The 19,097-nt window shown below is 65.0% G+C and carries 19 protein-coding genes and 1 pseudogene; 9 read left to right on the forward strand and 11 right to left on the reverse strand.

Annotation, left to right across the window (positions count from 1 at the left end; translation table 11 throughout):
• Positions 1–130: 130 nt before the first annotated feature.
• Genes mdcH through B0G69_RS23730 form a run of 8 tightly spaced genes read right to left on the reverse strand, consistent with a single transcriptional unit; the run spans position 131 to position 7,257 of the window.
• Positions 131–1,063 carry a malonate decarboxylase subunit epsilon gene (gene mdcH / locus B0G69_RS23695; protein WP_121321529.1) on the reverse strand — a complete coding sequence of 311 codons (933 nt, stop codon included), beginning with the start codon at positions 1,061–1,063 and terminating at the stop codon, positions 131–133.
• Positions 1,063–1,773 carry a malonate decarboxylase holo-ACP synthase gene (locus B0G69_RS23700; RefSeq protein ID WP_121323847.1) on the reverse strand — a complete coding sequence of 237 codons (711 nt, stop codon included), beginning with the start codon at positions 1,771–1,773 and terminating at the stop codon, positions 1,063–1,065. The genes mdcH and B0G69_RS23700 overlap by 1 nt, the downstream gene beginning before the upstream one ends.
• The gene (gene mdcE, locus B0G69_RS23705) at positions 1,773–2,588 is read right to left on the reverse strand and encodes a biotin-independent malonate decarboxylase subunit gamma (RefSeq protein ID WP_121321531.1); all 816 of its coding nucleotides are present in this window, start codon (positions 2,586–2,588) and stop codon (positions 1,773–1,775) included. Before mdcE ends, B0G69_RS23700 begins: the two co-directional genes overlap by 1 nt.
• Complete coding sequence (locus B0G69_RS23710) at positions 2,585–3,469, reverse strand: biotin-independent malonate decarboxylase subunit beta (protein WP_121321534.1); 885 nt, start codon at positions 3,467–3,469, stop codon at positions 2,585–2,587. The genes mdcE and B0G69_RS23710 overlap by 4 nt, the downstream gene beginning before the upstream one ends.
• The gene (locus B0G69_RS23715) at positions 3,466–3,780 is read right to left on the reverse strand and encodes a malonate decarboxylase subunit delta (RefSeq protein WP_121321536.1); all 315 of its coding nucleotides are present in this window, start codon (positions 3,778–3,780) and stop codon (positions 3,466–3,468) included. The genes B0G69_RS23710 and B0G69_RS23715 overlap by 4 nt, the downstream gene beginning before the upstream one ends.
• Entirely contained in the window at positions 3,768–4,802 is a 1,035-nt protein-coding gene (locus tag B0G69_RS23720) for a triphosphoribosyl-dephospho-CoA synthase (protein ID WP_121321538.1), read from the reverse strand. Before B0G69_RS23720 ends, B0G69_RS23715 begins: the two co-directional genes overlap by 13 nt.
• Before the next feature lie 2 nt (positions 4,803–4,804).
• Positions 4,805–6,475, reverse strand: coding sequence for a malonate decarboxylase subunit alpha (mdcA, locus tag B0G69_RS23725; protein ID WP_121321540.1), 1,671 nt, complete (start codon positions 6,473–6,475; stop codon positions 4,805–4,807).
• 8 nt (positions 6,476–6,483) lie between these two features.
• Positions 6,484–7,257 (reverse strand): GntR family transcriptional regulator, encoded by a 774-nt coding sequence (locus B0G69_RS23730; protein WP_121321542.1) that lies wholly within the window; start codon positions 7,255–7,257, stop codon positions 6,484–6,486.
• A 195-nt stretch (positions 7,258–7,452) separates the two neighbouring features.
• On the opposite strand from B0G69_RS23730, the gene B0G69_RS23735 reads away from it, so the two are divergent.
• Positions 7,453–8,751 (forward strand): MFS transporter, encoded by a 1,299-nt coding sequence (locus tag B0G69_RS23735; RefSeq protein WP_199731396.1) that lies wholly within the window; start codon positions 7,453–7,455, stop codon positions 8,749–8,751.
• A gap of 170 nt (positions 8,752–8,921) precedes the next feature.
• Here B0G69_RS23735 and B0G69_RS23740 read toward each other — a convergent pair whose 3' ends face one another.
• Positions 8,922–9,842, reverse strand: coding sequence for a DMT family transporter (locus B0G69_RS23740; protein WP_121321546.1), 921 nt, complete (start codon positions 9,840–9,842; stop codon positions 8,922–8,924).
• 101 nt (positions 9,843–9,943) lie between these two features.
• Between B0G69_RS23740 and B0G69_RS23745 the strand changes: the two genes are divergently transcribed.
• On the forward strand, positions 9,944–10,825 hold the full coding sequence (locus B0G69_RS23745) for a LysR family transcriptional regulator (protein WP_121321548.1): 882 nt from the start codon (positions 9,944–9,946) through the stop codon (positions 10,823–10,825).
• A gap of 85 nt (positions 10,826–10,910) precedes the next feature.
• Here B0G69_RS23745 and B0G69_RS23750 read toward each other — a convergent pair.
• Together B0G69_RS23750 and B0G69_RS23755 are read right to left on the reverse strand one after the other, a co-directional pair.
• Positions 10,911–11,216 (reverse strand): annotated as a pseudogene (locus tag B0G69_RS23750) (hypothetical protein); the annotation flags it as partial.
• A complete protein-coding gene (locus B0G69_RS23755; RefSeq protein WP_121321550.1) occupies positions 11,216–12,739 on the reverse strand; it encodes a carbohydrate porin in 1,524 nt (507 codons plus the stop codon). The pseudogene B0G69_RS23750 and the gene B0G69_RS23755, both read right to left, overlap by 1 nt.
• 339 nt (positions 12,740–13,078) lie before the next feature.
• On the opposite strand from B0G69_RS23755, the gene B0G69_RS23760 reads away from it, so the two are divergent.
• The 7 genes from B0G69_RS23760 to B0G69_RS23790 all read left to right on the forward strand — a co-directional run bounded on the left by B0G69_RS23760 (position 13,079) and on the right by B0G69_RS23790 (position 19,073).
• Positions 13,079–13,759: a hypothetical protein gene (locus B0G69_RS23760; protein ID WP_121321552.1), complete on the forward strand. Its 681-nt coding sequence runs from the start codon at positions 13,079–13,081 to the stop codon at positions 13,757–13,759.
• 207 nt (positions 13,760–13,966) lie between these two features.
• On the forward strand, positions 13,967–14,803 hold the full coding sequence (locus tag B0G69_RS23765) for an arylamine N-acetyltransferase (RefSeq protein WP_121321554.1): 837 nt from the start codon (positions 13,967–13,969) through the stop codon (positions 14,801–14,803).
• Between the two features lie 32 nt (positions 14,804–14,835).
• A complete protein-coding gene (locus tag B0G69_RS23770; RefSeq protein WP_121321556.1) occupies positions 14,836–15,516 on the forward strand; it encodes an isoprenylcysteine carboxylmethyltransferase family protein in 681 nt (226 codons plus the stop codon).
• Positions 15,517–15,828: 312 nt separating this feature from the next.
• Complete coding sequence (locus tag B0G69_RS23775; protein ID WP_241991546.1) at positions 15,829–16,653, forward strand: transporter substrate-binding domain-containing protein; 825 nt, start codon at positions 15,829–15,831, stop codon at positions 16,651–16,653.
• Between the two features lie 88 nt (positions 16,654–16,741).
• Positions 16,742–17,464, forward strand: a complete 723-nt coding sequence (locus tag B0G69_RS23780; RefSeq protein ID WP_121321560.1) for an ABC transporter permease subunit — start codon at positions 16,742–16,744, stop codon at positions 17,462–17,464.
• Positions 17,465–17,478: 14 nt separating this feature from the next.
• The gene (locus tag B0G69_RS23785) at positions 17,479–18,234 is read left to right on the forward strand and encodes an ABC transporter permease subunit (protein ID WP_121321562.1); all 756 of its coding nucleotides are present in this window, start codon (positions 17,479–17,481) and stop codon (positions 18,232–18,234) included.
• Between the two features lie 47 nt (positions 18,235–18,281).
• On the forward strand, positions 18,282–19,073 hold the full coding sequence (locus B0G69_RS23790; RefSeq protein WP_121321564.1) for an ATP-binding cassette domain-containing protein: 792 nt from the start codon (positions 18,282–18,284) through the stop codon (positions 19,071–19,073).
• Positions 19,074–19,097 lie beyond the last annotated feature (24 nt).

The following is a 19,097-nucleotide window of genomic DNA, read 5'->3' on the forward strand; positions in this document are numbered from 1 at the left end:
GGCCTGACTCAGGCGCTGAGTTGCCTGCCCCTGGTTTCGGGCAGCGTCGGCCCGTGCAGAGGGCTGAAGGTGGAAAAGCTGCCGCTGGTGCACAAAGCGGATGCGCACCACATCACGGTTCACGGCCTCGTTAGCCAGTCTCCAACCGCCGCCGGGCCGTCGCCACCAGTCTGTCGAACGAAAGACCGCTGGCCGCAAGCGCTGCGGCATCCGGAAAATGCTCGCGCATAATGTCGGTCAATACCTGCCCCGGCGGCGCCTCGATCAGCACGCGCGCACCCATTTCCTGCATTGCGGTGAGTGCGTCGAACCAGCGCACGGTGTAGCGCATGTTGGTGGCGAGATCATCACGGATCGCGTCGGCCGTATACAACGGTCGGCCGCCGCGATTGCCGATATACGTGCTGCGCGGCGCTTGAAAAGGGACCTGGCTCACGTAGGCGAGCAGTTCGTCGCTCGCCTGCGCGAGCAACTCGCAATGCGACGGCACGCTCACCGCGAGCCGCGTCGCTTTACGCGCACCCGCGGCCAGCGCGCGGACGATGAACGCATCCAGCGCATCGTTTGCGCCCGCCATGACGATCTGGCGCGGGGCATTCACATTGCCGATATAGACGTGTTGCCGGTTCTCATCCGCATGCCGCGCGGCGAGTGTTTCCAGTTGATGCTCAGTCAAACCCGATATCGCCGCGAGGCTATATCCGGACGGATATGCCGCTTCCATCAGTTCGGCACGCCGCCGCACCATTTTCAACGCGTCAGCGAACTGCAATGCGCCGCAACTCACCGCTGCCGCATACGCACCGACCGACAGCCCCGCGCTGATCTCCGGCGCGAGTTGTTCGTCAGCTAACGCGCGCGTCACGGCCACGCCCGCGATCGTCAAGCCGACCTGCACGGCAACGGTTGAACCGAGCGCGTCCGGCGTGTCCAGGGTCAACACATCGAGGCCGAGTACTTGCGAGGCTTCTTCGAGTGTGTCACGCACTGCGCGATGCTGCGGCAGGCTGTGCAGGAAGCCATCGGTCTGCGCGCCCTGGCCGGGGAAAAGCAGCGCAAGCATCAGACGACACCGCTTCGAGTTGTGCGAGTGATGGCTTGTGCCCACGGATCGGCAATCAATTGCGGACCGCTTGCATGGCGCACCATCACGCGCGCTTTGCCGGCAGCCCACTCGGCGAGGGCGACACCACCCGCTGGCGTTTCGAGTTGCGCGTCGACACGGATGCCGATGCGTTCCGCAAGCGCCTGCAGTTGATCGAGCAACGCGCGGGCGCCGTCTCGCGCGAGCGGTTCGGGCGTGCGAATCAGCAGATCGAGATCGCTCGATTCGCTCACTGCCGTTGCACGCGTGGCCAGTTCAAAACCGGCGCTGCCCGTCGGCCCCCAGACAAAACCCGCCAATGGACCGCCCGAGCCGTTTTGCAAAAAGGCGAGGGCAGCGAAAGGAGGCAACGTATCGCGACCGGTCAGCGGCCCGGTTTGCCGCAAGCTCTCCGGCGAGACCACAGTCACGACATCGGCCGCACGCGCCCACGTGCCATAACGCTGCGCCCGTTCGACACCGCGCAAGCCGATCGCCACCAAGCCTTCTGGCGCCGGCGCGCGTCTGACGACTGCATACGGCGCGCACTCGAACGCGTCACGAACCCACGCCGGCTCGTCATCGAACACCTGCAGTTGCCGCAGACACAGCAAGTCGTGCGGACGCCGCCGCGCATCGCACGGCAACGCGTGTTCAGCAACGAACGGCGGCGCCGCGCAAACTCGCATCACACGGCATCCCATTGTTGCGCAAGCCGCCGCCGCACCTCGATCGACGCCGCGCGATTCTTCTGCGCCGCCGCCGATTCCAGCCGATGCGCGAGCGTGCGGCCACCGTCGCGTGCGCTGCGAACCTGCTCGCACAACACCTGACGCACACGTTCGATCTGTTCTGCATCCGGCGCATCCGCATCGACGCCTTCGATCAGTTGATCGAGCAGCCCGAGCTTCGCAAACGACGCCATCGAATACGACATCGGCACGATGGTTTCGCCGAGCGCATCGAGTGCTTCGACCGTGCGGCGCGTGACGCGCGCGGCCGCTTCCTTGCCCATTGCGTGGACCATCGTGCCGGGCGCGTCGAGCGCGACGATGCGGTTGGCCTGATAGCCGTGCGCGAGGAACGCGCCCGACATCGCCGGCCCGACGATCAGCGCGACCACCGGATGACCCGCGTCGCGCGCCGACGCATACGCATCGATGGCGGCCGCGCAGGCGAGATGGAGGCCGAGCATTTCCTCGCGATAGCCATACGCCTGGCTCTTCACATCGACGATCGCGACGATCGGCCGGCGCGTGTCGCCCGCATCGTCCAGTGCGATGGTTTCGCGCACGGCGCGCGCAAGCTGCCAGCCCTGTTCGAGGCCGACCACGTTGTCGGTTGCGCGCGGGAAGCGGTTTGCGGGATCGGGCACGACCGTGATGAAGCGCGCCGTCTCGCGGCCGAGCGGCGCATCACCGCTCCATACCGGCGCCTGACCGGACGGTTCGCCGGCGAGTGAAAGGAACCAGCGCGCGCCGCGGCTCAATTGAATGTCGCTCATGCTTGCTCCTTGCGCGCGACGTGCTGAACGTGGGGGGTGTACACGCCACGCATGCTCTGCGGTGTGACGCTGGCCGGGTCGATCTGCGCGAGCCGGTTCAGAAACACGTCGACCTGTTCGCTGCGATGCGCGGCCGGCACGCCTTGCTTGAACGCCGCATGCACGGCGGCGCGCAGCGCATCGGCATCGTCGTCGACCAGTTGATCGGCGAGCGCGCTCGCCGTGCGCTGCTCGCCGCCGATCAGTTGCCACACGCGACGGCGATCGCTCGCATCGAGTTCGTCGATGCCGGCTTCCTGCTCGATCACCTCGGGGCCGTTCATGCCGAGCCGCCCCTGCTTCGTCACGATCAGATACGAGCACAGCGCCGCCGCGAGCGACATGCCGCCGAAGCAGCCGACCATCCCCGCGATCACGCCGACCACCGGCACGTGCCGGCGCAACGCGACGATCGCCGCCTGAATCTCCGCGATCACCGCGAGACCCAGATTCGCTTCCTGCAGCCGCACGCCGCCGGTTTCGAACAGCACGACAGGACGCACGAGCTTGCCGCGTTCGCAGTCGCGCAGCGCCATTTCGAGCGTCGCGGCGATCTTGCTGCCCGACACTTCGCCGATGCTGCCGCCCTGGAACGCGGACTCGATCGCAGCGATGACGGCGGGCTCCCCGTCGATCGTGCCGCGCGCGATCACGCAGCCGTCGTCGGCCTGGCAGACCACGCCTTGCAGCGGCAGCCACGGCGACTCGATCCTGTCGAACGGGCCGAGCAATTCGCGGAAGCTGCCCGCGTCCAGCAGCGAGCGCGCGCGTTCACGCGCAGGCAGTTCGATGAAACTGTCGCGCAACAGCGGCGCGGAATGCGTGCTTGCACTCGTGTTCATGCGTCGTCTCCTTCTTCGGCGGCTTCGACTGCTTCCGCGAGCCGCAACGCGACCACGCCGGGCGTCGCGCCGAAGTCGTTGATTTCGATTTGCGCAGCGCCGCCGTAGCGGGTGAAGAAGCGGTCGAGCACGCTTTTCCAGATGTGGCTGTAGCCGTCGACGCTGGTGCGCACGACCACATGCGCGGCGAGCGAGCCGCTGGGATCGGTGGGCGAGAGCAGCACTTCCAGATCGCCCGAACCCACCACGCCGACATGCGCGCGGGTCGTGACGGCGCGTTGCGCCGGATAGTCGAAGGTCAGATGTTCCATGGGTCTGGGCTCCGGCCGGCGTGGTGGTGCGCCAGCATGTCGAGAAAGAGGGTGGCGGCGAGCAGATCGGCTGCGCCGCCGGGCGAGGCGTTGAGCGACAGCAATTCGTGTTCGAGCGCGGCGAGCGCGGCGCGGCCCGCGGGCGTCGAACTGCCGCCGGCTTGCAGCACGCGGCGCGCGCCGTGCTGTCCGGCGTGCAGGCCGGGCAAGCCGGCGCGATGCAGCAGGCAGGTGTCGTCGAGCGAGGCCATGATCGCGAGCAATGCATCGACGCGCGCGGCGTTTTCCTCGATGCCTTTGGCACGCGCCGCGAGCAGCGCGGGCAAGCCGACGTCGATCACGTGCGGGAAACCGTCTTGCGCTTCGCGGCGTGCGCCGCCGACCTGGTAGCGCTGTCTTGCGCGTTCGCCGTGACTGTCGGAGGGCGCGGCGAAGCGGTCCGGGAAACAGGCGATTTGCGCGGAACGCGTGCAGATTTGCGATGCGTCTGGATGCTCAGTATGACCGGCGGTCGACCGGCGATCGGACGCAGCCGCGAAAGTACTCGCTGGTGAAACCGCGCAGGCGTCCATCGCTGACCCCGCCACCAGCAAGCCGACGATCCAGATCGCGCCGCGATGTGCATTGCTGCCGCCGGTGGCCCGCAACATGTCCTGCTCGCCGGCGCGGCCGGTCTGCGCGAGTTCGGTGCGCAGCAGCGCCGACGGTTCGCCACGGCGGCGCGCTGTGCGCGCGAGCGCCGCGAAGGTCGGTTCGAGTGCCTGTGCGGAACACAGCATCGTCGCGAGATCGAGGTCGCGATGCGCGCCGCTGCCGCGCTGGTCGACCAGCGCGGGCTTGGGCGTGAGTTGCGCTTCTTCGATCAGCGCGGTGATCGCATAGTGGGCCAGTTGCGCGTCGGACGGCGCGGCGCGGCGCGAATCGGCGGGCGTGGCATGGGCACCCGCGCGGGGCAATTGCGCGTCGCCCTCCAGCGCGGACGACCGCACCTGCGCACGCTTGAGCCAGGCAGCGGGCGCCATCGTCACCAGCTCCTGAAGCGCGCCGGCGGCGCATACAGACCGCCCGACCACGTCACCAGATCGTCGATGCTGCGTGCGGCCAGCAGCGAGCGCTTGGCTTCACCGCGCCGGATGCCGAGATCTTCCGGATACGCGACGATGCCGCGCCGGCGCAGCTCGGCGGTCTTTTCAGGCTTGGCGCGCAAGCCGATCGGCGTGACGCCGGCCACGGCGGCGATTGCCGCGCGCCGCTCGTCGACGCCCTCGGCCTTGTGCAGATGTGCGATGCCTTCCTCGGTGACGACGTGGCTCACGTCGTCACCGTAGATCATCACCGGCGCAACCGGCATGCCGCTTTTCGCGCCGACCGCGACCGCGTCGAGTTCATCGACGAAAGTCGGTTCGCCGCCTTTCTTGTACGTCTCGGCCGTTTGCACGACCAGCTTCTGGCCGCGCGACACCGGGCCTTGGTCCTTCAGCAGCTTGAGCCATGCTTCGCTCGAATGACGCCGGCCGCGTGGATCGTGGCCCATGTTCGGCGCACCGCCGAAGCCGGCGAGACGTCCACGCGTGACGGTCGACGAATTCGCGTCGGCGTCGATCTGCAAAGTCGAGCCGATGAACAGATCGACTGCGTACTGCCCGGCCAGTTGGCACAGTACGCGATTCGAGCGCAGGCTGCCGTCGTTGCCGGTGAAGAACACGTCGGGACGCGCCTCGATATAGGCCTCCATGCCGACCTCGCTGCCGAAGCAATGAATGCTGTCGACCCAGCCCGATTCGATCGCGGGAATCATCGTGGGATGTGGGTTGAGCGTCCAGTTGCGGCAGATCTTGCCCTTCAGCCCGAGCGATTCGCCGTAAGTAGGCAGCAGCAATTCGATCGCCGCGGTATCGAAGCCGATGCCGTGATTCAGCGAGGTCACCCCATACGGCTCGTAGATGCCGCGAATCACCATCATCGCGGTGAGCACCTGCAGATCGCCGATGTGGCGCGGATCGCGCGTGAAGAGCGGCTCGACGGCGAATGGCCGGTCCGCCTGCACGATCACGTCGACCCATGAGCCCGGGATGTCGACGCGCGGCAATTCGTCGACGATCTCGTTGACCTGCACGATCACGATGCCGTGCCGGAACGCGGCGGCCTCGGCGATGGTCGGCGTGTCCTCGGTATTCGGGCCGGTGTACAGATTGCCGTGGCGGTCGGCCTTTTCCGCGCACAGCAGCGCGACGTGCGGCGTCAGATCGACGAACATGCGCGCGTACAGTTCGACGTACGTGTAGATCGCGCCGATTTCCAACTGGCCGTCTTCGAGCAGTTGCGCGACCCGCAAACTCTGCGGCCCGGCAAACGAAAAGTCGACCTTGTGCGCGATGCCGCGCTCGAACAGCGTCAGATGCTCAGGACGACTGATGCTCGAAATCAGCAGATGCACGTCATGCAGCTTTTGCGGATCGACCTTGGCGAACGAGCGGGACAGAAAGTCGGCCTGCTTCTGGTTGTCGCCTTCGAGCGCGACGCGGTCGCCGGGCTGGATCAGCGTTTCGAGCGCATCGACGATGCGGTGGGTCGGCAGGACGCCGTCTTCGAGCCACGGAGCGATGGCCGCGAGGCGACGGTTCTTCTCGTCGCGGCGCGTGGTCCATGAACGGGCGGAGGGTAGTGACGCAGTGGCTTCGGCGGGGCGGTTCATCGGCTCGGTCAACTCCCGGTGGTGGTGCGCGGGCGTCTGCCGCGCGGCTTCGGTTGATTCGCAAGCGCGGCTTCCGCCTGCGCGCGTTCGGTCAGAAAACGATGGAGCAGCTCGCCGGTACCGAGCAGATGCGCGACGACGAGCGACTGGGCCATGGCGATGTCGCGGCGCTGCACGGCGTCGAGCAGCGCCGCGTGCTCATTGTCGGACTCGCCTTTGTACGCAGGCAAGCCGAACTTCAGACGCAGATACCGTTCGCCGCGCCGATGCAGCATGCCGATCATGTCCGCGAGTTGCGGACGCCCGGCGGGCGCATACAGGCTCATGTGAAACGCGGCATTGCGCGCGACGTACAGCGACGGCTCGGGCTCGCGTTCGGCGGCGCGGCACAGGTTTGCGGCTTCGCGCAGCGTCGCGGCGCTGTGGTTCGGAATTGCAAGGCCGATCGCGAGGCTCTCCAGGGCCGAGCGGATCTCGTAGATCTCGCGTGCCTCGTCCGCCGACAACGGCGCGACTGTCACGCCTTTATGCACCGCGGCTCTCACCCAGCCTTCGGTTTCGATCTGGCGCAGCGCCTCGCGCACCGGAATCGCGCTGACCGAGAAGTGCCGCGCGATCGCGTCCTGGCGCAGCGGCGCGCCAGGCGCCAGCGTGCCGTCGACGATTGCCGCGCGCAGGGCCTCCGCGATCACACGCGAAGTGCTCTCGCGCGGCGCCGCTGCGGGTAAAAGCGGACTGCGTGCCGGGGCGTCCAGGGGAAAACCATCTGTTGCTTCGCTCATAGTATCAAATATTATATATAAAAAGACGCGCTTTACACGCGGACAAACCCGGAAAGTTCTTTGCCGGGCCGACCCCGCGGGCCACGCTTCCGTCGTACGAGGGTGGCCGTCTCAATCCACCTGCGCGCGCCATTCCATGTCGTCGTTCCCGGTAGTTCCGATTACGTACGCCCATCGTAGGGCCGGAGGAGCATGATGAATTCAGTGACCGACAGTACACCGGTCGCGCGGCGCCGCACGCCGCTCAATCGTTCGCAGATCGTAGGTTTCTGGGGAGCATGGGCCGGCTGGACGCTCGACGGGATGGACTCGTTCATCTACGCGCTTGTGTTGACGCCGGCTTTGACCGAGCTGTTGCCGCGCTCCGGCTTTGCGGCCACGCCGGCAAATGTGGGTCTCGCCGGCTCGATCCTGTTTGCGCTGTTCCTGGTGGGGTGGGGGCTGTCGTTCATCTGGGGGCCGCTCGCCGATCGCTTTGGGCGCACCAAGGTGCTGGCCGGCACCATCTTCACGTTCGCGATTTTCACGGGGCTCGCCGCGACGTCTTCGAACGTGTGGGAACTCGGCATTTATCGCTTCATTGCAGGCGTCGGCATTGGCGGCGAGTGGGCGCTGGCGGGCACCTATGTGGCCGAAGCGTGGCCGGAGGATCGCCGCAAGATGGGCGCGGGTTATTTGCAAACGGGCTACTACGCGGGCTTCTTTCTCGCGGCGGCGCTCAACTACACGATCGGCGTGCACTTCGGCTGGCGCGCGATGTTCCTCACCGGCGCCGTGCCGGTAGTGGTCGCGATTCTGATTCTGCTGCGCGTGAAAGAGCCGGAGAAGTGGCAGAAGGCCGAAGCCAACGCCGTGCGGAGCAAACCGCTGCGTGAAATCCTCGGGCCGGCCTATCGGCGCCGGACCTGGGTGGCGTGCATCCTGTTGACGATCGCGATCATCGGCTTGTGGGCGGGTGCGGTGTACGAGCCGTCCGCAGTGATTCAGCTGGCGACCCGCGCCGGCATGGCGAAGGCCGATTCGATCAGGATGGCGTCGGTGGCGACGGGGCTTTTGTCCATCGCGACGATCATCGGCTGTCTCGCGCTGCCGCCGCTCGCCGAGCGCATCGGCCGCAAGAAGACACTGGCGATTTACTTCGCCGGCATGGCGGTGTCGATCGCCGGCAGTTTCGGCTGGGCGTTCTATCTGCCGAACGGGCTCGCGCCGTTCATCGCGTGGCTTTGCGTGCTGGGCTTTTTCGGCGGCAATTTCGCGTTGTTCAGTTTGTGGCTGCCGGAGCAGTTCGAAACCCGCGTGCGGGCCACCGCGTTCGCGTTCTGTACGTCGTTCGGGCGGTTTGTTGGCGCAGGGGTCAACTTTCTGCTCGGTGCCGCGGTGCTGCGCATGCATACACTCGGCGTGCCGGTCGCGTTGACGGCGCTCGCGTTTGTGATTGGTCTCTTCGTGATTCCGTTCGCGCCGGAGACGAAGGGGGAGGTGTTGCCGCAGTGAGGTTGGCCGGGTAGCGTGAATAGGCCTTCAGCACGCATTGTGCAGGCCAGCCTACGTGAGTGGATTCAGCACGGAGTTGTCTGAGTCCCTCTCTCTTTTTGGGAATCGATTCGTTATCCGGATGAAGCCACGAGGTCTGGCGCCACTTTTTTCCGCAGTGAGACAGGATCTCAATCCGCGTGCCGCCGCGCCTGTGCACGAGGCCGCAGCAGCGACAGCAGCGGCCAGCCCAAATTGACGCCGAGGCTCGCCACCACGATCAGCGCCATGCCTGCGAGTTGCGGCAGCGACAGCGCCCGGCCGTACACCACCGCATCCACCACGATCGCGGTGAGCGGGTAGACGAACAGCAGCACCGCGATCACCGGCGTGCTTAGCCTGGGCAGTGCGCCGTAGATCAGCACATAGGCCAAGCCCGTATGCAGCACCCCCATGCCGACCAGCCAGAACCACTGCATCGGGCCGATATGCACCGCGGTGAGCGGCGCGATGAACGGCAGACATACCACGCCGACCGCGCATTGCGCGAGCGTCAGCAGATGCGGCCGCAGATTGCCGAGCCCCTTGGCAATCAGCGTGACGCTCGCATACAGCAGCGACCCGACCAGCGCCTCGCCGATCCCGATCAGATAAGCCGAATGGCCCTGCAGATTCTCCGTGGCCGCGACGCCCGAGGCGAGCACGAGCCCGACGAAGGCGGTCGCGATCCAGCCGAGCCGATCCATGCCGAGCCGCTCGTTGAACAGCGCTGCGCCGATCAGCACGACCCAGAACGGCTGCACGTGAAACACGACCGTCGCCACGGCAATGCTGGTGCGATGGATCGCGTCGAAGAAGCCGACCCACTGTGTGACCATCAGCACGCCCGAGAGCAACGCGAGCGCAACGGTGCGGCGTGTGAAATGGGATCGCGTGAAAAAGCCCTTCCACGCGCAATACGCGGCAAGCGACATAAAGCCGAACAGGCAGCGAAAGAACACGAGCGTCAGCGCGCCGAGCCGCGCCTCCTCGACGAAGACGCCTAGCGTGCCCATCAGCAGGCCGCCGCTCGCGAGGGTGATCGCGCCTTGTTGACGTTGGGTGAGGGACATGCGAAGCGGCTCCGAGACGTGATATCCCGAGTATTGCGCGGCTTGCGTGGCACCGACAAACGAATTAAATTGAGTAATTCCATCAGCCGGATTGATAAATCATGCACCCCGAATTCGACGTCGATTTGTTGCGCAGCTTCGTCGCGGTGGTGGAGACGGGCAGCTTCACGAAGGCGGCGACCACCGTGCATCGCTCGCAGGCGGCTGTCAGCATGCAGATCAAGCGGCTCGAAACCATGCTCGGCACCACGCTGTTCGCGCGCAATACGCGCAATCTGTCGCTCACGCGGCCCGGCAATACGCTGCTCGAATACGCGCGGCGCGTGCTCGCGCTGCATGAGGAAGCCTGGTCGGCGATCGTGCGGCCCGAGGTGACGGGGCGCGTGGTGCTCGGCGCGCCGGACGATTACGTCTCGTCGCTGCTGTCGCCGGTGTTGCGGCGTTTCTCGAACCTGTATCCGCATGTGGAGATCGAGATCGTCTGCGCGCAAAGTACGTCGCTCGCGCCGATGCTGGCCGATAACAAGATCGATCTCGCGTTCGTCACGCGCGACCGCAAGTTGCGTGGCGAATTCGTGCGCAGCGAGCCGATGGTGTGGGTGGGGGCATCGGTGGATACGCCGGTGCTGGCGGCGTCGCCGTTGCCGGTGGGACTCTACGAGCCCGGTTGTGTCGCGCGCCAGCACACACTGGCCGCGCTGGATGGCGCGCGGATCCGCTATCGGGCGGCGTTCAGCAGCGCGAGCCTGATGGGTCTCGTAGCGACCGTGGATGCGGGGTTGTCGGTGATCGCACTCACGCGTTGCAGCGTGCCGGCGCGGCTCGCGATTCTTGGCGAAGCGCAAGGCTTGCCGAAGATCGCGCCATTGGAAATCGTGGTGGCGCGCAGCGCCAAATCGGACCGGCCGACCTGCGATTATCTGGCTGCGCAGATGGTGCAGGATCTGTCGTTGCGGGCGCCCGCGCGTGGGGCGGGTGTGTAGGTGAACTGTGCGACGGGGGCCATCTGCAATCAGACCGGCCCTAACCCCGCAGATAAGCGGTCACCTTCCCATCCACCGCGAGCCGGGGGCATTCCTTCAGATCGCGCGGCACCGCGGCGAACACCGACATCTGTTTGGCGTCCGGACGATAGTTGATGATCGTGCTGCCGGTGCGTTGCAGATTGGTCGAGTTGTTGAAGTTGCCGACCAGCACGTCGCCTTGCTTGACGGTGCCCGCCGTGACCGGCGCGACCACTACCGCGTACGGGTTTTGGTCACCGTTGTCGGGCACGGTGTTGATCAGCGTCGTGTGGTGCTTGAAGGTTGCGAGGAAACCTTGCGGCTCGGCATACGCAACCGGGGCCGTCGCGAAGGCGGCCGCGAACCGCATCAGAAATTGATGTTGGTCCGCACGCCGACGACGAACGTGTTGCGCAGCGGCTGCGTCGGGTCGTTCGGATTCTGGCCGGCGCCGGCATTGAACGTGTATTGCGCGTCGGCTTGCAGTTGCCACCACGGATTGACCTGATACTGATAGGTCGCCTCGAGCGTGGTTTCGCTGGTGCGCACGCCGTAGGGCCCGTTGGTGAAGGCTCGGAAATCCTCATCGATTCCGTGCACGTGATTGCCGACCTTGATGTAGGTGAGCGCGAGGCCGGCGCTATCGTCGTCGCGGCCGGCGAACGGTGCTTTCAGCACGACCCCGAGGTTGGCCGCGATGCTCACCAGGTTGCGGTCGCCGGGGCCGCCCATCACGCGCGCGAACACACCGAGACTGCGCGGCTTGTCAGGATCAGGACGCCAAACCATCTGGTCGGCTACGGCGTAGATGCTGTAGTTGCCGCGATGATTCGCGGGCACGCCGGTCGATGCGGGATTCGCCAGCGACAAGCCGTTATTGTCGTAGCGCTGGTCCGCGAAGCTGTTGTTGTTGTACCAGACGCCGATCTTGTAGGTGCCCGGCAATGCCTTGCTGCCGGTGCCGACCACTTCGCCGTCGGCCGGCTGGTTGATCGCGTATTGCAACTCGCCGATCCACAACGTGCCGTTGTGCAGATTGAAGTTGGTGCCGCTCAGGTTGTCCGGGTTGTTGCCGAGCGGGTCGCCGGAGAATACCCCGGCCAACGCCGTCAACGAAGGCGTGATCTGGCCGCGCACGCGCACGCCGAGGCCCGCCAGCGGATACGCAGGACCGCCGGACGGCATGTTGTACGAGGGCAGGGCGGGCCAGCCGAACATCGTGTTCAGGAACAGCGCCGAGTACTGGCTGGTGATGAATTCCTGGTCGATACTTTGCTGACCGATCTTCACGTCGACACGCTTGTTCAGAAACGACTGCTGATACCACAACTCCCACAGGCGGGTAGTGTCCTCGGCTTCGATGCCGCTTGCCGTATTCAGTGTGCCGAGCTTGTTGGCGCTCAGGTTGGCGCCGTGAATCTGCAACGCGCTGACGTTGAAGAGGCCGCCGGGCAGGCCGAACGCTTTTTGCGTATCCATCTGCACGGTGGCGGTCGTCAGACCGTCGTAGTCCGCGCCGCGCGCGAGGCCGCCGCGCAGATTGGCGAGCACTTCGCTGGTCTCGGTGAGCGTGAATGTCACGCCGTACTTGCCGAGCCAGGGGCGCAGGCCGCCGATGTCGCCGAGCATCTGCTCGCGGTTCCAGAAGCCGGTCCACGGGCTCGTCTCGGTGGCCTTGATCTTCAGATCGGCTTCGGGGGCTTCCGGTGCGGCATCGGGACTGGCTTCGGCCATCGCGGCAGAGGTCGTCATCGATGCCCAGGCGAATGCGGTGCAGAGGGCCACGCGCCGCATCGAAGGCAAGCGCGGACGATAAGTTGCGCTGGCGCGCGCCGCGCCGTCGCGAACTGGACGTGCCTGAGCGGCGGGGCCGCGGAGGTTGGCGAACTTCATCGAAATCCTTATTGGCGTTGTTCGACTGATTGATTCATCACGGAGCAGCGATGTCGCCAGCCCGCGATTCGCCGTAACAGCCCGCGACGCCGTGCAGCAGATGACGCGAATCGTACTCACGCGTATTGCAGGCGTTGATTTAAACGAGAACGATTCTCATCAATATCGCTGACATGTAATTTTGTACGTTACGTACTGCAACTAATTGATATTTGTACGTAATTTGAACCCAATGAAAACGTAATTGAATCGTATGGGCGTGGTCAGAGCGAACGCACTCGCGAGTGACGTGTCGAAGCGCACGATCAACCCGAAGCCCAACATATTAAGGAGAAAGAGATGAAAACCCGCATTCTTTTGATGTCGATGCTGGTCGGCGGCAGTTTGCTTGGGAGCGGCGTTGCAAGCGCGCAACTGAATCTGAAGCAGTTCGGTCTTGGCGGCGGCAATAGTTCGGCGGGCGCCGCGCCGGCTGCCGAAGGCGGCATGTCGCAGTTGCTGCAAACCTATGTGGGCGCGAACCAGCAGGTGCTGAGCGGCCAGTCGAGCCTCGCCTCGGCGATGGGCATGAGCAGCGCCGCAGGGCAGGCGCAGCAGGCCGCGGGTCTGCTGAGCGGCGGAACGCCGTCGGTCAGTCAATTGACGCAGGTGGGCAACACGCAACAGTCGCTCTCGCAGAAGCTGACGGATGCGTTCGCGAGTCATGCGAGCGGCAGCGCGTCGGCGGCGCCGGTCGACAAGCAGGCGTTCACGGACGGCCTGTCATCGCTCGGCAAGGGCGTGAGCCAGTATTCGAGCCTGCAGTCGGGACTCGGCAGCATCGGTCAGATGAGCCCGTCTTCGCTGTTGCAGTCGGGGCTGAATCCGCAGACGGCGCAGAGTGCGTCGTACATCGCACAATCGGCGCCGGGCCAGTTGCAGTCGCTGATGTCCACGCTGAATTCGGCGGTGCAGTTCGCGTCGGGCCACGGCATTACCGTGCCGTCGATCGCGACGTCGGCATTGAAGGGTATCCAGTAGCAGGCGGTACGCGCGCCGGGCGCCGCTCATGCAGTAGGACGGCGCCCGACGCGGTGACGGAAAAGCGGCGAGGCGGCGCATCGGGCAAGCGGCAAGCAAGCGCGGCAAATGCGGCTATGATCTTGTCCCGAAACCGCCGGATCGCGCACCGGGCACACGTGTGCAGGTCCGTCAGCGTCCAGCTCCAAAACCTACCGGACCACGCCGATGTCATACGCCGTCAATCTGCAACACTACTTCGCCCGCATCGGCTACGAAGGCCCGCGCGCGGCCACGCTGGAAGTCCTTCAGACGATTCACAGGCTGCATCCCGCAGCGATCCCGTTCGAGAATCTGAACCCGCTCACGCGGCGGCCGGTGAAGCTGGACCTCGAATCGGTCGAGAGCAAACTCGTCACCGCACGGCGCGGCGGTTATTGCTTCGAACAGAACGCGCTGTTCGCCAACGTGCTGATGCAACTGGGTTTCAAGGTCACGCCGCTGCTCGGGCGCGTATTGTGGGGGCGCGAGTCCGACGCGGTTCCACCTCGCACGCACATGGTGCTGCGCATCGACATTGGAACCGACGCATGGATCGCCGACGTCGGCTTCGGCAGCGTCACGCTGAGCGCGCCGCTGCGGTTAAGCACGGGTCTCGCGCAGCAGACGCCGCTCGGCACGTTCCGCCTCGCCGACGCATCGCGCGACGCGCTGTATCTCGAAGTGCAAGCGCACGACGAAAGCTGGGCGCGCGTCTATCGCTTCGACTTGCAGCCGGTGGAGTGGATCGATTACGAAACCTCGAACTGGTACACGTCGACGTCGCCCGATTCGATTTTCGCGAGCAACCTGATCGTGTGCCGCGTGTTGCCGGAAGCCCGTCTCACGCTGTTCAACGATCAGCTGAACGAGCGCGCTGGTAGCGGGCAGATGATTAGCGAGCGGCAACTGGTCAGCGCCGACGAACTCGCCATATGCCTGCGCGAGCGCTTCGGTCTGGACACCGGCGACATCGACATCGCCGAGGTGTTCGAACGCGTGCGCACGCCGGCGCAAAGCGCGTAAGGTGTAGCGTTAAACGTGCAACGGCCGCCGCCATGATCAAGCGCCTCGTCCTGCAAACGGTGGTCTGGCTGGCGGCGATGGGCGCGCTGCTGTTCGGCGCGGCAGGCAGCTTCGCGTGGCCGGCCGCCTGGTGGTATCTGATCGAACTGGGCGCATTGAGTCTGTGGATCGGCCTGTGGCTCGCGCGCCATGATCCGGGCCTTCTCGCTGAACGTCTCGCACCGTTCGTGCAGGCACAGCAAAGCCGCTGGGACCGTTTCTTCATGATCGGCGTCGCGCTGGCGTGGTGCGCCTGGCTCATCGCGATGGGATTCGACGCGATGCGCTTCCAATGGTCCGCACCGCTGCCTGTCTGGCTGGTCAGTCTCGGTTCGCTCTGCGTGTTCCTTAGCCTCTTCATGTGCCGCTTCGTGTTCGAGGCCAACAGCTATGCCGCGCCGGTCGTCAAAATCCAGGCAAGCCGCGGCCATAAGGTGATCGACACCGGCCCCTACGCGCACATCCGGCATCCGATGTATTGCGCCGCGCTGCTGCTGCTCGTCGGTACACCGTTGCTGCTCGGGTCATGGTGGGGACTCGCGTTCGTGCCCGTGATGGTGTTTGGCATTGGTTGGCGCGCGGTGCGCGAGGAGCGCGTCCTCGCGGAGCAACTCGAGGGTTACAGCGAGTACATGGCGCGCGTGCGTTATCGCTTCGTGCCGTTCATCTGGTAGTGCGAATTCATCTTCGCGCGCGACCTGTCTAGACAAAATGATTTGCGCGTCATGCACGCGGCAGCTTCATCATGCGACGTCCGGCCACTAACAACTCCCTGTAGAGCCTTATCGCACGGCGTGGAGTAGGGGTTTGCCCGATGATTCCGGCAATTTCCATTGAATCCACTTGCAGGCGCTTTTTGACTCGTGCAAGCTTGTCTATACAAATCAACGCCAACTAAAAAAGCTAAGACACCCAGCTCGACGGTTTTCCTCAATCAAAGGAGTTTCGACGTGAAAGTGAAGCGCAGAACGGCAGCAAACGCATTGATGGGCGCCGTTCTCGGCGCCGTGGCGATTTTCGCGGCCCCGGTGCAGGCCAAAGACTGGAAGACGGTGACGATCGCGCTGGAAGGCGGCTACGCGCCGTGGAATCTGACCTTGCCTGGCGGCAAGCTGGGCGGCTTCGAGCCCGAACTGGTCGCCAATCTGTGCGAGCGCGCCAAGCTGCAATGCAACCTCGTCGCGCAGGATTGGGACGGCATGATTCCCGGTCTGCAAGCCGGAAAGTTCGACGTCCTGATGGATGCGATCTCGATCACGCCGGAGCGTGAAAAGATCATCGCGTTCTCGCGGCCCTACGCCGCGACGCCTGCCACGTTCGCCGTGGCCGACGCGAAGATCTTGCCGAAGGCTGCGCCGAGCGCCGCCATCGTCAAGCTCTCGGGCGACCCGAAGGCCGACCAGCCGGCCATCGACGCGCTGCGCAAGCAGTTGAAGGGCAAGACCATCGGCATCCAGTCGGGCACGGTCTACACCAAATTCATCAACGACGGTTTCAAGGACGTCGCCAGCATTCGCGTCTACAAGACCTCGCCTGAACGCGATCTGGATCTGGCCAACGGCCGCATCGACGCTTCGTTCGACGACGTGACCTACTACGCCGCCAACATCGACAAGAAGGAAACGGCGTCGATCACGATGGCCGGACCGAAGATCGGCGGCCCGATCTGGGGGCCGGGCGAAGGGCTCGCATTCCGCAAGCAGGACGCCGATCTGAAGGCGAAGTTCGACACCGCGATCGGTGCAGCGCTCGCCGACGGCACCGTCAAGAAGCTTTCCGAAAAGTGGTTCAAGACCGACGTCACGCCTTGATGCGTTGAGCGCTCGGTAGAGGCGGCGCGCGCAACGAGCGTGCGCATGCCGGCTGGTTCGATCCGCGGTCATGGACGAGGAGTAGGGAATGGCTCTGATAGAAATGCTCGGCTTCGGGCCGGAAGGCTGGGGCGGCGTGCTGCTGCTCGCGGCGTTGATGACGGTCGCGCTCACGCTGGCCGCGCTCGCGGTAGGCGCCGTGCTCGGCGCGCTGGTGGCGGCGGCCAAGCTGTCGCGCTTTCGCACGCTGCGCGTGATCGGCGATATCTACACGACGGTGTTTCGCGGCGTGCCCGAACTGCTCGTGATCTATCTGTTCTATTTCGGCGGCTCGACGCTCGTGACCACCGTCGGCCAGTGGTTCGGCGCGGAAGGTTTCGTCGGCGTGCCGCCGTTCGTGGTCGGCGCACTGGCGGTCGGCATGATTTCGGGCGCGTATCAGGCCGAGGTGTATCGCGCGGCGGTGCTGGCCGTGTCGCGCGGCGAACTCGAAGCCGCGCGTTCGATCGGCATGCCGACGCTGACGATGGCGCGCCGCATTCTGATTCCGCAGGTCCTGCGCTTTGCGCTGCCGGGCATCGGCAACGTCTGGCAGCTGAGCCTGAAGGATTCGGCGCTGATCTCCGTGACGGGGCTCGCGGAGCTGCTGCGCACGAGTCAGGTGGCGGCCGGCTCCACGCATCAGTACTTCACGTTCTTCGTAGTGGGCGGCGCGCTGTATCTGCTGATGACCAGCATCTCGAACCGGGTCTTCAACCACGCCGAGGCGCGTGTGGGCCGGTCCTTCAAGCGCAACTTCGCGCGCAACTGACGGGAGCGGCCACCATGCATTTCGATTTCGACTTTCTGCTCGACACGCTCAAGCAACTGATCGCCGCGGTGCCGACCACGCTCGGGCTGTTCTTCTGCTCGCTGATACTCGGCGGCCTGCTGTCGCTCGTGATCGTGACGATGCGCGTCTCGCCGCACTGGTTGCCGAACCGCTTCGCACGCGCTTATATCCTCGTGTTTCGCGGCTCGCCGCTATTGATCCAGATGTTCCTCGTCTACTACGGCATGGGCCAGTTCGGCGTGATTCGCGAGAGCTTCCTGTGGCCGGTATTGCGCGAGCCATACCTGTGCGCGGTTTTATCGCTCGCGCTGTGTACGGCCGGATACACCGCCGAGATCATTCGCGGCGGCCTGATGGCCGTGCCGGTCGGGCAGATCGAGGCGGGCCATGCGATCGGCCTGTCGGGCTTCGCGCTGCTGCGCCGTGTGATCGGTCCGATTGCGTTGCGCCAGTGTCTGCCCGCGTATTCGACCGAAGCCGTGCTGCTCGTCAAGTCGACCGCGCTCGCGAGCCTCGTCACAGTGTGGGAGGTGACCGGCGTCGCGCAACAGATCATCCAGCAGAGCTATCGCACGACTGAAGTGTTCATCTGCGCGGCGCTGATCTATCTGTTTCTGAACTTCGTGATCGTGCGTGCGCTTGGGCTGCTCGAAACGCGTCTGTCACGCCATTTGCGCGCGGCGCCCGCGCAGCGCACAACAAGCCGTCCGGTCTCGGGCACCACTGAAACGCGCCGCGCCACGTCCTGAATGACCGGACCGTCTGGCTTGAATCTGGATTGAACCTGGAGAATTCCATGAACGCTATGGCACCCGTCGCACTGTCGGTCAAGAACATTCATAAATCGTTTGGCGAGCATCACGTGCTCAAGGGCATTTCGCTCGATGCGCACCAGGGCGACGTGATCTCGATTCTCGGCGCGAGCGGCTCGGGCAAGAGCACGTTCCTGCGCTGCCTGAACCTGCTCGAAACGCCCGACGACGGTTCGGTCGCGCTCGCTGGCGAGGAACTGAAGATGAAACGCCGCGGCGACGGCAAGCTGCAACCGAGCGACCGCCGCCAGGTGGACCGCGTGCGCTCGCAACTCGGCATGGTGTTCCAGAATTTCAATCTCTGGTCGCACATGACGGTGCTGGAGAATCTGATCGAAGGGCCGATGCGTGTGCAAAAGCGCAGCCGCGCCGAGTCCGTCGAAGAGGCCGAGGCCTTGCTCGCGAAAGTCGGCCTCGCGGAAAAGCGCGGGCACTACCCGGCGCATCTGTCGGGTGGTCAGCAGCAGCGCGTCGCAATTGCACGCGCGCTCGCGATGCATCCGAAGGTGATGTTGTTCGACGAACCCACTTCGGCGCTCGACCCCGAACTGGTGGGCGAAGTGCTGCGCGTGATGCGCTCGCTCGCCGAAGAAGGCCGCACGATGCTGGTCGTCACGCACGAGATGGGTTTCGCGCGTCATGTGTCGAACCGCGTGATGTTCCTGCACCAGGGGCAAGTGGAAGCGGACGGCACGCCGGACGAAGTGTTCGTTGAATGCAAGTCCGAGCGCTTCCGGCAATTCGTGTCGAGTCATCAGGACCGCAGCACCCACTGATCAGTATCACCAGGTAATTGACCG

Source organism: Paraburkholderia sp. RAU2J, from assembly GCF_003634845.1.
GTDB classification, from domain to species: domain Bacteria; phylum Pseudomonadota; class Gammaproteobacteria; order Burkholderiales; family Burkholderiaceae; genus Paraburkholderia; species Paraburkholderia fynbosensis.

Coding starts and splice junctions, on each gene's coding strand:
- B0G69_RS23765 (WP_121321554.1), top strand. CDS start 13,967: ATGTCATACGCCGTCAATCTGCAACACTACTTCGCCCGCATCGGCTAC.
- B0G69_RS23745 (WP_121321548.1), top strand. CDS start 9,944: ATGCACCCCGAATTCGACGTCGATTTGTTGCGCAGCTTCGTCGCGGTG.
- B0G69_RS23755 (WP_121321550.1), bottom strand. CDS start 12,739: ATGAAGTTCGCCAACCTCCGCGGCCCCGCCGCTCAGGCACGTCCAGTT.
- B0G69_RS23770 (WP_121321556.1), top strand. CDS start 14,836: ATGATCAAGCGCCTCGTCCTGCAAACGGTGGTCTGGCTGGCGGCGATG.
- mdcA (WP_121321540.1), bottom strand. CDS start 6,475: ATGAACCGCCCCGCCGAAGCCACTGCGTCACTACCCTCCGCCCGTTCA.
- B0G69_RS23740 (WP_121321546.1), bottom strand. CDS start 9,842: ATGTCCCTCACCCAACGTCAACAAGGCGCGATCACCCTCGCGAGCGGC.
- B0G69_RS23715 (WP_121321536.1), bottom strand. CDS start 3,780: ATGGAACATCTGACCTTCGACTATCCGGCGCAACGCGCCGTCACGACC.
- B0G69_RS23700 (WP_121323847.1), bottom strand. CDS start 1,773: ATGCGAGTTTGCGCGGCGCCGCCGTTCGTTGCTGAACACGCGTTGCCG.
- B0G69_RS23735 (WP_199731396.1), top strand. CDS start 7,453: ATGAATTCAGTGACCGACAGTACACCGGTCGCGCGGCGCCGCACGCCG.
- B0G69_RS23720 (WP_121321538.1), bottom strand. CDS start 4,802: ATGGCGCCCGCTGCCTGGCTCAAGCGTGCGCAGGTGCGGTCGTCCGCG.
- B0G69_RS23730 (WP_121321542.1), bottom strand. CDS start 7,257: ATGAGCGAAGCAACAGATGGTTTTCCCCTGGACGCCCCGGCACGCAGT.
- mdcE (WP_121321531.1), bottom strand. CDS start 2,588: ATGAGCGACATTCAATTGAGCCGCGGCGCGCGCTGGTTCCTTTCACTC.
- B0G69_RS23760 (WP_121321552.1), top strand. CDS start 13,079: ATGAAAACCCGCATTCTTTTGATGTCGATGCTGGTCGGCGGCAGTTTG.
- B0G69_RS23785 (WP_121321562.1), top strand. CDS start 17,479: ATGCATTTCGATTTCGACTTTCTGCTCGACACGCTCAAGCAACTGATC.
- B0G69_RS23775 (WP_241991546.1), top strand. CDS start 15,829: ATGGGCGCCGTTCTCGGCGCCGTGGCGATTTTCGCGGCCCCGGTGCAG.
- B0G69_RS23780 (WP_121321560.1), top strand. CDS start 16,742: ATGGCTCTGATAGAAATGCTCGGCTTCGGGCCGGAAGGCTGGGGCGGC.
- B0G69_RS23790 (WP_121321564.1), top strand. CDS start 18,282: ATGAACGCTATGGCACCCGTCGCACTGTCGGTCAAGAACATTCATAAA.
- B0G69_RS23710 (WP_121321534.1), bottom strand. CDS start 3,469: ATGAACACGAGTGCAAGCACGCATTCCGCGCCGCTGTTGCGCGACAGT.
- mdcH (WP_121321529.1), bottom strand. CDS start 1,063: ATGCTTGCGCTGCTTTTCCCCGGCCAGGGCGCGCAGACCGATGGCTTC.